Annotated in this window: 3 protein-coding genes; all 3 read left to right on the top strand. The window is 43.3% G+C overall.

Annotation, left to right across the window (positions count from 1 at the left end; translation table 11 throughout):
* Window positions 1-276: 276 nt before the first annotated feature.
* The 3 genes from G344_RS0108510 to G344_RS0108520 are packed head-to-tail and all read left to right on the top strand — an operon-like array spanning window position 277 to window position 15,831.
* The gene (locus tag G344_RS0108510; RefSeq protein WP_028255826.1) at window positions 277-3,918 is read left to right on the top strand and encodes an ESPR-type extended signal peptide-containing protein; all 3,642 of its coding nucleotides are present in this window, start codon (window positions 277-279) and stop codon (window positions 3,916-3,918) included.
* A gap of 3 nt (window positions 3,919-3,921) precedes the next feature.
* A complete protein-coding gene (locus G344_RS0108515; protein WP_028255827.1) occupies window positions 3,922-4,296 on the top strand; it encodes a hypothetical protein in 375 nt (124 codons plus the stop codon).
* A gap of 39 nt (window positions 4,297-4,335) precedes the next feature.
* Window positions 4,336-15,831 carry a YadA-like family protein gene (locus G344_RS0108520; RefSeq protein WP_028255828.1) on the top strand — a complete coding sequence of 3,832 codons (11,496 nt, stop codon included), beginning with the start codon at window positions 4,336-4,338 and terminating at the stop codon, window positions 15,829-15,831.
* The last annotated feature ends 393 nt before the right edge of the window (window positions 15,832-16,224 follow it).

The raw sequence follows: 16,224 nt of genomic DNA on the forward strand, positions 1-16,224 counted from the left end.
CAGTCGTTTGTAAACGCGTGGAAAATTCTTGTTATCTCTATGCAAAAAGAGTATAATCACGGTAGGAAATAGGGAAAATTTTTAGGCTTTGGGATTGAAATTTTGAAATTAATGGGTCGTGTATGCAAGAAAACGACAATAGAGTGATGTAATTTGATAAATGTGTGTGGAAATTAGCAAGATGTATGAGAGAAGAGGGTCCTTTACGGAAAAGTTTTTGTTTGATCACCGGTATTGTGAGCGCGAAGTGCGCATGTTTGAAAAAGGGGTCATCCTATGAATAAGATATTTAAAGTTGTTTGGAGTAAAACGAAAAATTGTTATGTGGTTACGTCGGAGCTGGCGAAGAATCATACGAAGAACAACCAAACGAAAGCTGAGACGTCTGCAATAAGGCGTTTTTTTAGTGCTGCTTTTATTAGTAAACGCTGGAATACAATGACAGTCCGAGCGGTCGTGGCAGTGTTAGCATTAACCGGACTTACCGGTATTACCTTTAATGTGAGTGCAGCGGATACAGATGCTAACGCGAATCCAACAAGCGAACATTTTGTGTCGGTTAACTTTCAGCCGACTACGGTGTATAGCGGCGTGGCTTTTAATGGCGATTATAAAACCTTTGCCACCAATGTGTATACGGCCTATGTAAATAAAATAGTGCAGTACGAAACAGCGATTGCGCAGAATGTGTACAATGGGACAACTACCGATGCGGCTACGCTGGCTACTTACGCTACGGATTTGCAGAAGTATGAAACGGACTTGCTGAACTTAGGCTATAATCAGACGCAGATTAATGTCCTTAAAGTAAATAACATTAAAGGTATTACTCGTACATATGATAATGGTAAGTTAATTTTAACTGTTGATGCCAATGCGATGAAAACAGCCTACGCAGATGCGAATACGGCAACCGGCGCAGTAACATCGGCGCAGTCAAGTGATACGGATCAGACGGCGATAGATGATGCAACAAGCACTATGTTGGGGAGCAGCAACTATGATAATAATCAGGCGATAGGCAAGCAGAGTATTGCTATTGGTTTTGATGCGTTGGCGGATGGAAGTTCTCCCAATGCGGTTGCGCTGGGAGCGAACACACAGATTACCAGTTCTGACTCTGCCGTTGCCCTAGGGGCGAATAATGCTATCCAAAAATCAAAAGGAGCTCTGGCGATGGGGAATAATGTCACCATATCCAACTCTTCCGGTGCTATTGTTTTTGGTGATCGTGTAGCGGGAGGCGATGGTAAACTGTGGGCAGCTGTTACCGACAATGCAAAGGAATCGGTTGCCATCGGCTTAAATGCCTATACAAGTAATGCACCATATGCGGTAGCCATTGGTTCGAATGCTCGAGCTTATAATACGGGTACCAAAAGTGATGGGCAAGAGTCAGTTGCAATCGGTTATAATGCGAGAACAAGAAATATGTCCTATTCTATAGCTCTTGGTTCCAACGCACAGGCAGAAGATACGAGTAATACCTCTGCTTACGGTAATAGTATCGCTATAGGTAGGCAGGCAACAGCAAATACTTCAAACTACTCGATTGCTATTGGTAGTGATCCAACACACCAACAGGGAGCTAATGCAACTGGCTCTACAAACTCAATTGCTATCGGTCATAAAGCTAAAGTAACTAATGCTACAGATTCTATTGCATTCGGAAGAGAGGCAAATGCAAATGGTAAAACAGGAGCTTTGGCAATAGGATCAGCTACAACAGCAAATTCGGATTACTCCATTAGTATGGGGTATAACACAAAGAATAATGGTACTTCTTCGATTGCGATTGGTAATAATGTACAGTTTGCTAATACTAGTAACGAAAGTATCGTTATCGGTAATAACATAAAATTAGAAGGTGGGGGTAAAACATCTACCAGTTCTATTTTGATAGGTGGAACTGCTTCGGATGGCTCGCGACCATCTATTACAAAAGTTAATGGTGGTGATATGAACTATTCCGTAGTCATCGGTGCCGGCGCAAGAGTATCTGATGCGCTACTGGGAACAGATGCAAAATATTGGATAAAAGGCATTGCTGATGAGACCGTTTTTCCTACTATGCAATCTGTTACTAATGATGATGACGGTATTATCGGTGGTAAAGGCGAAGGTACCGCCGTAGGTAACTCTACTTGGGCTTCCGGACAAGCAGCGGCTTTTGGTAATAATGCCTATGCTTTGGGTCGTTCTTCGATTGCCATCGGTAATGACGACAATGCCGCTTATTATGACTCTCGATATAACGTATCAACCTATGATGCAGAGCATTACTATAATAGCTTGTATAAGCAGATGTTACTGCAAAAGTCTAATCCGTATGATGTAAATAGCTCTGTTAATGGGTATATATTAGATAAGAATGGTAATCTCATTCGAGCTAACGATAGTATGGGGCGTATACGATATTCTCCGACTATGGCAGTGGGACAAGGATCTATGGCTATTGGTTCTCGTTCCATGGCCTATGCGGATAATGCAACAGCCATCGGTGCATTAACATTCGCTATCGGGAAGGGTTCCACTGCCTTAGGTACCCTTACTCGTGCCGAAGGGGCTGCCTCTATGGCAATGGGGAATAACTCCTACGTATTTGCGAATAATGCCATTGCATCAGGTTCGAGTTCGCAGGTATTGAGTGAAGGTGGTAATGCCTACGGTTACAGAACATACGCCGGTGGTAAAAATTCATTAGCAGTAGGTAGTAATGCCTATGCGAACGTAAAAATAAACTTTGGTACAAAGGATGGTCATGCCGTTTTTGATGCTAATGGATTATATAACAGCGATCCCTCTCGCTATGCAAAATCAATTTTAACCGGCAAGGATTTAAAGGAGATTACTGCAAATGATGATTTAATTACTGCTGATGGACTTAATGGCGATAAAAGCTATCTGGATAACTTAGATGATTTGCTGACGGCGGATACCAATCCGGGGTTAACGACGGCGAAGGCGGAAACAACGACCTTCCACGGTGTAAGTGGTGTAGTTGTTGCTGCTAAGAAAGAAGATGATCCTGATAAAAATGCAGAGAACTCTATTGTAATCGGTAACAATGCGATTGCCACTGCCGGCAATGCCATTGCTATGGGTAAAGGTGCTATTATAACAGATGATGCCACCAACGGTATGGCTCTTGGTTCGTACTCCATGACGACAGGACGTAACTCGGTGGCATTAGGTTTAGCTTCTCGCGCTACCGGTATGAACTCGATGGCATTAGGTACCGCATCATCGGCTAATGCTGAAAATGCGTTGTCTGTAGGTATTGCCGCTATCAACGAAGGGAAAAACTCCTCAGTTATCGGCTTCTCCTCAGGCGTCGCTCATGATTCGGAAAACTCCATTATTTTCGGTACTAACTCTGTTATTGATGCCGGGGTAACGAACTCAATCGTAATTGGTACCGGCTCCAGCATCGGACGCTACTTAATGGATGATAATCATTTACTTGAAGAAATTAATACAGAAGTAGGTGGCGTGACCGGGGTCATTAAAGAATCTTTTAAGCAAGTTGAAACCGATGAAGCTAAAAAGATTGACGGTGCTATGGCAATTGGTGTTAATGCGCGTGTATATAATGCTGAGTCAACGACAGATTCTACGGCAACGACACGTACCAGTGAAGAAAGAAAAACATTGGCCCGTGAAAACGGTACGAATGCTATGGCTATCGGTAACGGTGCGGAAGCATGGCTAGAAAATTCAGTTGCCTTAGGGGTAAATTCCGAAACGGATTACACACCTGAACAGATGGCGATGGTTGCTTGGCGTACGCCGGGGGCCGTAGCGGCTTCTACCGATGTAAATACAGGCATTATCTCTATCGGCAAAAAAGGAATGGAACGCCGTCTTGTTAATGTAGCAGCCGGTGCTTATGATACGGATGCCGTTAACGTGAGCTAGCTCATGCAGTTATGGGATTCCGTACAGCGCGAAATGAATCCAATCGATTTAAATAACGGTGTTCACTTCGTGGCTACTAACTTCCAGCAGATTAATTCTACTCCAACGACTGACTATGCGACTAAATACGGGGCGCAAGTTACCTATGATCGCTTTATCAGAACATTAAGCGAATACAAAGGGTATTTGATCAAAGCAGAATATGGTGGATCTACCTTAACAGACAAAGCAAATACTAGCTATCGTAAAGAATTAACACAGTTGCGTAATGATTTAGTTAATAAATATGGTATTTCCTTAGACCAACTCAATGCTGATTCGAAGTTAAATAACTTCTACGGCACGTTGACAGAAAATACTACCGATCACTTGTTGTAGGTAAATTTAGATGCCGATGGCTTACATGCAAAATTTGCTTTGCCTGAGTATGCATTACAGGATTTAGTAGAAGCCCGTGATACTGATATTAGTGTATTAACGCAAGATGGCAATTACATTACGGGGATGACGAGTGATGCACTTACTGCTAAACTTGCAGAAATCAACTACGATAACTCCCAAGCTCTTACCGAAGGTAGTATTGCCATCGGCTATAATGCGCGTGTCGGTGAAAAGACAACTGACAGTACCGGTGCTACTGCAATTAAGGGACAAAAGGGTGGCGTAGCTATTGGTTACGAGGCGCGTAACATGGCTGAAACAGATAATCCGAACGGTGCCAGCGTAGCCTTGGGTGATAAGTCTATCGTTACCGAAGCTGACGCTACGACAACAACAAAAGGCGTTTACTATACTAATGAAGCCAAAGATGGTATTACCGCAACTCCGAATGCCGGTGTTGTATCCGTCGGTACAAGTACTGAAATAAAGACAGCTGACGGTATTACTTACAATCCTAGTACACGCCGTATTATCAACGTGGCTGCCGGTGCTCTTGATACCGATGCGGTAAACGTATCACAGCTGAAATCGTTGGCAGCGCAGACAATTAAATTTACTACTAATGGTACAACGACTGCTAGTGGTGAAGGAGAAACTGAAACAACGACTTCCAATGCAGCAACGGATGCTGTTAAAGTAGGTACCGAAAACGGTATGAACTTCAGCTTAAAGGGTGCCGATAACGGTAAGGACATTACTACTACGGCTTCGGGAACGGATGTTACTTTTACTTTGAATAAGGCGACGACAGTAACGGATACAGGTGACGATGCTGATAAGGCAGTAACCTCCGGTGCCGTCAAGACCGCTATTACAACGGTTGAAAATACAATTAATGACTTGAATGGTAAGGTTACAACCAATACTTCCAGTATCGGTACGCTAAATGATCAGATGGCCCATACGATTGGGGTAACCGGTAATACAACTCCGGCTGGTACATCGAATGCAAAATCCTTAATAACCGGAGATATTTCCTTCGCTATTGAGGGTGATGATACAGATATTACAACGACGACTACGGCAACCGGTGTACGTATTGCTGTAGATAAAACCGGTAAGGTTGCAGAAGGTGATACTAAGCTTGTTACCGGGGATACGGTTAATACAGCGATTACTAATGCAAAGAATGCCGCAACTACGACATTGACCGAACATGCAGATAGTCCTGTTACGGTAACTAAGACGACAGTAGCTGATGGCCACTCCAACTACAACGTAACCTTTAATGGAACAAAAGCAGCTGAGCAGATTCCACTTACTTATAAGGCCAATGGAGCTAGCAGCACAACTACGCCTACAGTTATGTTGTCTGACGGTTTAAATTTTACAAGCACCGATAACCTGACAGCTTCCGTAGAAGCAAACGGCGTTGTGAAGTACACTTTGAATAAAGCCCTTACAGGCATTAGTTCTATTAGTAATACTGCTACATCCGGAAATACAACGACAGGTACTACGATCACATTAAGCCCAACATCCAATGAGGTAAATGTTGGTGGTGCCAAGATTACCGGTTTGGCTAATGGTAGTGCTGATAGTGATGCTGTAACGTACGGTCAATTTAGTAACCGTAAAATTAGTTTGAAGGGTAATAGCAATTCTTCTACTACAGAAAAAACATTGGCCAATGATGTATCTTTCAATATTGTCGGAGCCGAGGCAGCACAGGGTTCTACCGGCCCAGATATTACTACCGCTGCCAATGGTGATAATGTAACTATTACTTTGAACAAGGCAACAAGTATTGCTTCCGGTAATACGCAGGTGGCTACGTCCGGTCAGGTGTATGATGCAGTAACCAAGGCAAAGACAAAAGTAGCAGTAAATCCTGCCGAAAACGGAATTTTAACGGTAACAAATACTCCGGGCGAAGGCACTGCAGCTGATACATATACATTATCTATTAATCAGAAAACATTGGAATCGAATACGCAGTTATCCTATCAAGCATCGGGAGATACAAAGGAAGGAACAACGTTACCGCGGAAAACTTCGCTAGCTACAGGTTTGAATTTCAAAACTGCAAATAACAACCTTACTGCGACCACCGATACAGATGGTGTAGTTACCTATGGCTTGAGTTCTACCCTGACTGATATTACAAGTATTACAGGCCCTAAGGGCAAAGATGGTCAAACAACGACAATGACTTTCGGGGGAGATAAAGGTCAGACGATTACTCTTACGGAAGGTACAAAGCTAACCGGTTTAGCTGATGGTGAAAATGGTAGTGATGCCGTTAATGTATCGCAGTTGAATAACTTAAAAAATAAAGTGGGCTATGAAAATGCCATGTCCAGTAAAACGGACAAGACTCCGGGCGCTGCCGGTAAAGACGGCCTTGATGGTAAAGACCTCGGTACCCAGATTGCTGCAATTCGTGAAGGCGAAGCGGGACCGATGGTTTACACCGATGGAGAAGGTAACCGTGTTGTAAAAGACGGGGATAACTTCTACACGAAGGATAGTTTAGCCGGTACTGAAAAAGCAGCTGACGGTACGTATTACAACATAGGTAAGTTAGCCGAAGCCGGAGCTAAGATTGAAAACGGTAAAGTCGTAGGCACAGACGGTAATGAAATTACTGACCCGGCTATCTTGGAAAAAGTAAATACTGCTAAGGTAACTCCCACATCAGTAGAAAGTAAAGATGTGCAGATTAGTGCAGTCGATCCTAAGACCGGCGAACCGAAAGCACCGACTACTATCGGTAATGTGAAGAGCACGGTAGGACTTAATGGTGCAGACAATAAATCTATTGATTCTTCGACAGCTAAAACTAATGTAACTAACTTGTTAGATAAAAAAGGTTCAGTAATTAATACCATAGCTACTGTTGGTGATTTACAGGCATTGGCACAGGCCGGTCTTGATTTCACGGGCAATAGTTATACAACTACGCATGATGATGAAAAAGACCAGGATGTTAAGACACTTGATACAGCCCATACTACCTTAGGTGGTACGATTGCTGTTAAAGGCGAAAGTGAATACGATTCAACTGCCTTTAGCGGTAAAAATATTTCCACTAAGGTTGACGCCGACACAGATACAATTACTATTACGATGAAGGACAAACCTGAATTTAAAGGTGTAACTTTGAAAGATAGTACGGAACCGGATACTAACACCGTTACATTAACACCGGGTAAGGATACTGAAGATGGTACAACCACATTAACGTTGAACAATGGGAAAGATTCGGACAATACTGGAAATGTAAACACCAGTGTTAAGATTACCAATGTAGCAGCCGGTACTGATGCTAACGATGCTGTTAATGTATCGCAGTTGAATAACTTAAAAGAAAAAGTGGGTGCTGAAAATGCCGTATCCAGCAAAACGGATAAAACTCCGGGTGCTGCCGGTAAAGACGGTCTTGATGGTAAAGACCTGGGTACTCAGATTGCCGCAATTCGTGAAGGCGAAGCCGGACCTATGGTCTATACCGATGGTGAAGGCAACCGTGTTGTAAAAGACGGGGATAACTTCTACACGAAGGATAGCTTAGCCGGTGCTGAAAAAGCAGCGGACGGTACGTATTACAACACAGATAAGTTGACGGAAGCCGGTGCTAAGATTGAAAACGGTAAGGTAGTAGGTACAGATGGTAATGAAATTACTGACCCGGCTATCTTGGATAAAGTGAATGCAGCTAAGGTAGAACCGAAGTCGGTCGATAGGAATAGTGTACAGATAAGTGCAGTTGATCCTAAGACAGGTGAACCGAAAGCGCCGACAACTATCGGTAATGTGAAGAGCACGGTAGGACTTAATGGTGCAGATAATAAATCTATTGATTCTTCGACAGCTAAAACTAATGTAACTAACTTGTTAGGTGAAAAAGGTTCAGCACTTAACACCGTAGCTACTATTGGTGATTTGCAGGCATTGGCACAGGCCGGTATTGATTTCAAAGGAAATACCGGTGATGCTATTCATAAGGCATTAGGTTCTACCTTATTAATTAAAGGTGAAGAAAATGCTAATTTTGATGACGGTAGTTTTGAATCTAAAAACTTAGCGACTAAAAATGATAATGGTACTCTTCGTATCGGTATGAAGAAGACACCAACCTTTAACGGTGTTAAGGTAAGCAATGGAACAAATACGGTTGAATTGAAACCGGGGGAAGAAGCTAATACCTTAACATTGACCAATGGTACTGATGGCGATAATAGTGTAATTAAGGTTACCAATGTAGCCGCCGGTTCTAATGACACGGACGCAGTAAACTATTCCCAGTTGAAAGACCTCATTGATAAAGTAGGTGCTGAAAATACCAATGCCGGTACAGATGGTAAATCTCCATCTACAAATCCATCCGGCAATGATGGACTTGACGGCAAAGATATGGGTTCGCAAATCCAGGCTATCCGTGATGGTGAAGCCGGACCGATGGTGTATACCGATGGAGAAGGTAACCGTGTTGTGAAAGATGGCAACACTTACTACAAGAAATCTGATCTAGTCGGAATGGAAAAAGCCGGTGATAGCTATTACAATATCGAAGCGTTAGAAAAGGCCGGTGCCAAGATTGTGGATGGCCAGATTGTTAACGCCGACGGTAAGGTGCTTGAAGGCGATGAACTGAAGAAAGTACAGGATGCTGCTAAGGTTACAACCATGCCTAAGGCTGTAGATGCTAAGGATGTACAGATTTCTACGGTTGATCCTAAGACAGGCGAACCGAAAGCACAGACCAATATCGGTAATGTGAAGAGCAATTACGGTTATGATGGTATTGGTGAAAATGCTGAGGGCACTACTAAAGCAATTGATGCTGCTCATGCAAAAACAGCTATGAACGGCGAAGATGGAAAATCTGGCTTGCTCAATGCGAAAGGTGCTGACCTTAATAAGGTAGCTACTGTTGGTGATTTACAGGCAGTTGCACAAGCCGGTCTTGATTTCACAACGAATGATAAAGTTACAGATACAGCAGGTACTATTCATAAAGCCTTAGGTTCTGCATTGGCTATCGAAGGTAAATCTGGTGCTACGTATAAAGATACTGAGTATGGCTTCGATAACATGGTAACAACTATTGATGGTGATAAAGTTCGCATCGGTATGAAGAAAGCTCCGGAATTTACCGGCGTAACCTTGAAGGATGGTACAGATTCCAATGCTAACACTGTTATACTAACACCGGGTAAAGATACTAATAATAGAACTACCTTGAACTTAACCAATGGTACTGATGGAAAAGATAATCAAGTCAAGATTACTAATATAGCCGCCGGTACTGATGCTAACGATGCCGTTAACTACTCGCAGTTACAAAACTTGGATAATCAGGTTAAGGAGTTGCAGAACGGTGAAAACGGTCCGATGGTGTATACCGATGGTGAAGGCAATCGCTTGGTAAAATCCGGGGACACTCTTTATAAAGCATCTGATGTAAAAGCAAGTGACTTGGTAACAAATGATGGCACACATTATGATGCAACGAGCTTACCGGAAGGGGCTAAGTTGAGCGATGATGGTACGACAGTTGTATCTAAGGATGGTTCTGCTATTTCCGAAGATGAGTTGTCTAAGGCTAAGCTTACTCCTGTAACTTCCAACGTACAGATTAGCGCAGTCGATCATAAGACAGGCGAACCGAAAGCACCGACCACTATCGGTAATGTGAAGAGCAACTATGGTTACGATGGTATTGGTAAAAATGCTGAGGGCGCTACTAAAGCAATTGATGCTGCTCATGCAAAAACAGCTATGAACGGCGAAGATGGAAAATCTGGCTTGCTCAATGCGAAAGGTGCTGACCTTAACAAAGTAGTGACTGTCGGTGATTTACAAGCAGCTGCACAAGCCGGCCTTGATTTTACGGGCAATAGTTATACAACTACGCATGATGAAAAAGATCAGGATGTTAAGACCCTTGATACTGCTCATACTACCTTAGGTGGTACGATAGCTATCAAAGGTGGCGTTGAGTATAATGCAAGTGATTTCTCGGATAAAAATATTTCTACTAAGGTTGATGCTGTTACGGATACCATAACCATTACGATGAAGGATACCCCTGAGTTTAAGGGAGTAGATTTAGTTAATGATGGTAATACTGTAAAATTAACACCGGGTAAGGATACTAATAATAGAACTACCTTGAACTTAACTAATGGTACTGATGGAAAAGATAATCAAGTTAAGATTACTAACGTAGCCGCCGGTACTGATGCTAACGATGCCGTTAACTACTCACAGTTACAAAACTTGGATAACCAGGTTAAGGAATTGCAGAATGGTGAAAACGGTCCGATGGTGTATACCGATGGTGAAGGCAATCACTTGGTAAAATCCGGGGACACTCTTTATAAAGCATCTGATGTAAAAGCAAGTGATTTGATAACAAACGATGGTACACATTATGATGCAACGAGCTTACCGGAAGGGGCTAAGTTGAGTGATGATGGTACGACAGTTGTAGCTAAGGATGGTTCTGCTATTTCTGAAGATACGCTGTCTAAGGCTAAGCTTGCTCCTATAACTTCCAATGTACAGATTAGCGCCGTCGATCCTACGACGGGCGAACCGAAAGCACCGACCACTATCGGTAATGTGAAGAGCAATTACGGCTATAACGGTATCGGTACGGAAGCTGATGGAACCCAGGCGAAAGGAACCGACGCATTCATTACTAAAGACGATGCACAAAAAGCAATGGGTTCCGTTGATAAAGATGGCAAGATTATTAGTGAAGGTCTATTAACTGCAACAGGTGCTAATCTTAACAAGGTAGTAACTGTTGGTGATTTACAGGCGGTAGCTCAGGCCGGTCTTGATTTCACAACAAATGATAAAGTTACAACTACAGCAGGTACTATTCATAAAACCTTAGGTTCTACATTGGCTATCGAAGGTAAAGATGGTGTTACGTATAGCGATACCGATTATAGTTTCGATAACATGGTAACAACTATTGACGGTGATAAAGTTCGTATCGGTATGAAGAAATCGCCGGAATTTACCGGTATTACTTTGAACAACAATTCTAACAAGGTTGTCTTCGCTCCTGGTAAAGATGGAGCAGGCAATACTAGTTTGAAGGTATCCAACGGAGATACAACACCAGATGCAGATACGCGCGTAATCATCGACAACATTAAAGATGGCAAATCTCTGAACTCGGCAGTAACGAAAGGCGCTTTGGATAAAGCTGTAGAAGAGTTACACAATCGTGAAGGCGTAGATAATGGCACCATGGTATATACCCATGAAGGTAAAACGCTTGATCGTGATGGTAAGAACTTCTATGAAAAGGGGTCGATTGCTCCGGATAAAGCTGAAAAAATAGGTACTACATTCTACAGCAAGGACGCTATGGCCAAGGATGGGGTAACGATTTCCGTTGAAGGTAAGGTAATCGATAAAGACGGTAATGAAATTACCAATCCTGGTATCTTGTCTAACTATCAAGTGAAACCGGTTGATCCGTCTACGATTGAAATTTCTACCGTAGATCCGGCAACAGGCGAGCCGAAAGCACCGCAGACGATTAGTAGCGTAAAGAGCAATTACGGTTATAACGGTATCGGTACGGAACTCAATGACAAAGGCGAAAAAGTTCCGGCGAAAGGTACTGATAAAGCAATTACGTCTGAAGAGGCTAAGTTAGCTATGAATGGTGTAAAAGGTGAAGACGGAAAAGTCATTAAGGAAGGTTTATTAACTGCCAAAGGTGCCGATCTGAACAAGGTAGCTACTGTTGGTGATTTACAGGCAGCCGCGCAAGCCGGTCTTGATTTCAGTACCAATAATGATAAAGATAACAAGGAACAGACGATTCATCGTGCCTTAGGCTCCACATTATCTATCAAGGGTAAGTTAGATGGACAATACAGTGCTGACTATGATTCGGATAATCTGGTGACTACAATAGCTGATGACAACACCATTCAGATTGCGATGCTTCGCAAACCGGCTTTCGAAGGTATTACGGTTGAAAATGGCAAAGACGGTAGCAACGGGAAAGTAGATATTACTGCCGTGCCGGTAAATGGTAAGGATGCTACCGAAGGCATGACAATCAATCTTGCCGGTAAAGATGGTAAGAATGGAACAGCAGGCAATAACGGCGATGTTCGTATTTCCGGTGTAGCTGATGGTGTAAACGGCAATGATGCTGTCAACTACTCCCAGTTGAAAGACCTTATAGACAAGGTGGGTGCAGCGAATGCAAACGCCGGTTCGGATGCTAAATCTCCGGCAAATACCCCGGCCGGTCAAGACGGACTTGACGGTAAAGACATGGGTTCGCAGATTCAAGCTATCCGTGACGGTGAAGCCGGTCCGATGGTGTACACTGATAAGGATGGTAACCGTCTTGTAAATGATGGTGGTACTTACTATAAGACATCCGATTTAGCGGGAATGGAAAAAGCCGGCGATAGCTATTACAATACCGAAGCATTAGAAAAGGCTGGTGCCAAGATTGTGGGTGGCCAGATTGTTAATGCCGACGGTAAGGTGCTTGAAGGCGATGAACTGAAGAAAGTACAGGATGCTGCCAAGGTTACAACCATGCCTAAGGCGGTAGATGCTGATGATGTTCAGATTTCTACCGTTGATCCTAAGACGGGCGAACCGAAAGCACCGACTACTATCGGTAATGTAAAGAGCAATTACGGTTATAACGGTATTGGAACGGAAGCCGATGGCAAAACTCCGGCGAAAGGTATTGCCAACGCAATTACGCCTGAAGATGCCAAGACAGCTATGAATGGGGTAACAGGTACTGACGGGAAAGTAGCCGGTGGACTCCTCAATGCCAAAGGTGCTGACCTTAACAAGGTGGCTACTGTGGGTGATTTACAAGCGGCCGCACAGGCCGGTCTTGATTTCACGGGCAATAGTAAAACAGAAGGTAAAGTTGATACCGCCCATACTACCTTAGGTGGCACGATTGCTATCCAAGGTGGCGCCGAGTACAAGGACAGCGAGTTCTCGGATAAAAATATTTCCACTAAGGTTGATCCGAAGACAAAAACAATTTCTATTAACATCAAGAAGAAGCCGGAATTTGATTCGGTAATCCTCGGTCAGACGGATAAACAGGTAACCATCCGTACTACGAATGGTAACGAAGTTAACTTTACTTCTACACATCCCCAAGGCGGAGATACGAATGTAGTTCTCTCCGGTATCAAGGATGATCCGACTCGTCGCGATACGGCGATTACCCGTGGTGCGTTGGAAGATCTTGGTATTCTCAAAGGCGAAGTAGGTCCGAGCCATATTGCCGGTTCGGATGTTGGCGGCAACCTTTCCAACGGAGATAATTTGAATGATTACTCCTTGAACAAACAGGTACAGTCACAGCGTGAAGGGTTATCCGGTAACGTGGTGTACACCGATGCGAAAGGCAATCGTTTAGTCAAAGCCGGTAACAGATTCTACAGTGCGGCGCCGTTGAATAAGTATATCTTGGAAAGCAAGCTTCGTCAGGATCCGTTGACCGGAATGTGGTTTAACATTTCTGATTTCGATGAAGATAATAAAGTTAAGGAAGAAGCTAAGGGCAATGGACTGACTGCCGAACAGTTGGCTAAAAAGGCAGGTGTATCGGAAACAAATGTATCCGATATCAAGCTGTCCGCAGTAAACATGTCCGGCGATACCAATACTCCGACCGAAATCGGCAATATCAAGAGCACGATCGGTCTTAACGGAACTTCGCCGAAGCTTGATGACAAGGGGCAAATTGTTCGTGATGATACGAACATGCCTGTTATGGTTCCATCCGTAGCGATTAGTGCAAAGGATGCTAAGACGGCTATGAACGGGGGTTCTGATGAATTCGGTGTAGAAAAAGAAGGTCTCCTCAATGTAAAAGGTTCACAGCTTAACACGGTAGCTACCGTTGGTGATTTGCAAGCTGTGGCCCAGGCTGGTCTTGATTTCAAAGCGAATAATAATTCCGATGGTACAAAGAATCCGTTGCATCGTACCTTAGGCAGTGAAATTAGTATAAAAGGCGCTGATATCAACGATGGAAAAACATTTACCCCGGACACATTACCGAAGGATAAGACGATTAATGATTATGCGTTTAATGCGAATAACATTATGACGCAGGTACAAGGTAATGTCATTCGCATCGGAATGAAGTCGGAACCGGAGTTTACAGGCGTTAATCTCATCAGTGCTAATCAGCCTACGTTACGATTAGAAAATAAAGATGGGCATTTGATGCTTACTGAAGTAAAAGGTGATGTAGTTCAGTCAACCGTACGATTGGCTACACAAAATGATGGCTTCTACATCAAAGATGCTAATGGAAATAAAACCTTAGTACGCATTAACAATGAAGATGCTATCGAATTCAATAAGTACTTAACGGTAACAAAAGCAGATTCTAAATCTGATGGTACATCTGCTACCGGTAACACGAGCACAACAGGTAGTACCGGCTCCGGCACATCTACCGGCGAAAATGTAAATGCAGGTACGACTACAGGCGGTAATACAACAGGAGCCTCCACTTCTGATACAACACCGAAGGCGGTAGGCACAGTGGATGTAGTCGTAAAAGATGTTCCTACAGAGGATGGTGATATTGCTAATAAGATGTATGTAGATAAGCAGATTGGCGATATTATCAAGAACTTCAATACGAAAAATGAATTGGAAGGTCAAGGTACTATTGCTACCAATACGTCTACTGATAAATTGGCAGTATCCGGTGTTACGGTTAAGCAGTACTTAGATGATAACTACATGACGCGTCCGGAAATCAACCGTCGCTTTACGGAAGTATCCAAACAGGCTAACGCCGGAACAGCAGCGGCTATGGCTGCCGCCGGTATTCCGCAGGTAACCAATATGTATGATGATAATCTGATGATTGGTGCCGGCGTTGGTTCTTACGGTGGTGAATCGGCGGTAGCTATTGGTGTATCCGGTACGAATGACGATCGTGACATTACCTACAAGATTGCAAGTACCTATGACAGCCGCGGTAAATGGAGCTTATCTGCCGGTATTGGCTTCTCCGTAGGTTCAGGTCGAGATAATCCGACGAAGCCGGAACGTAAGACGATGTCCGAACGTATCGATCGCTTGACCGAGGAAAATAAAGAGCTTCGCAAGGCTAACGAAGATACGTTGAAAGCATTGGATGAAGCTAACAAGAATCATTTGATGTCCTTAGAAGCAGCAAATAAAGCACAGTGGGCTCAGCTTCAAGAATCCGGCCAAGCCAAGATTGATGTTATCAACGCCACCAGTCAGGCTAAGCTCGATGCGATGAAGAAAGCAAACGAAGCGGAACTCGATGCACTTCGCAAAGCAAATAAAGCAGAGCTTGATAAACTCCGCGCGTCCAATCAGGCTGAAATTAAATCGTTGACGGAAAAGAACAATCAACTTCAACAGCAGGTTGAAAAATTAGAAGCAATGATGAATCAGTTGATGGCGCAGAATCAAGCAAAGGAAACAACTACCGCAACAACGACTAAATAGGTATAGCCATTAAAGGCATAACCATTAAAGGTCTAACCATTAAAATGATACCTATTAAAGGCGTAGCCGGTTCAGTAATGTTTCCAATTATAAAGGCCCTGTCCTATAGAAATATCTATGGGGCAGGGCCTTTTGAGTTATTGACAATAATGGCGTAATTTATTGTATAAAACTTTAATATATTTGACGGCAATACATATATTTGCTAAAATGGATATGAAAGAAAGAGATAACTATTCCTTTCTGATGATGATGTGTGACGGTTCTGACACATCGGTAAAATAAAAACTGACCGAGCGATGATGATGTGTGACGGTTCTGACACATCGGTAAAATAAAAACTGACCGAGCGATGAAGTGGTGGGCGTATAGTCCACCACTATTTTTTTGGAG

It is taken from the genome of Veillonella magna DSM 19857, assembly GCF_000428745.1.
In the GTDB taxonomy this organism is placed as follows: domain Bacteria; phylum Bacillota; class Negativicutes; order Veillonellales; family Veillonellaceae; genus Veillonella_A; species Veillonella_A magna.

Bases quoted from the DNA above. Each gene is read 5' to 3' on its own strand.
- G344_RS0108510 (WP_028255826.1), top strand. From the start codon at position 277: ATGAATAAGATATTTAAAGTTGTTTGGAGTAAAACGAAAAATTGTTAT.
- G344_RS0108515 (WP_028255827.1), top strand. From the start codon at position 3,922: ATGCAGTTATGGGATTCCGTACAGCGCGAAATGAATCCAATCGATTTA.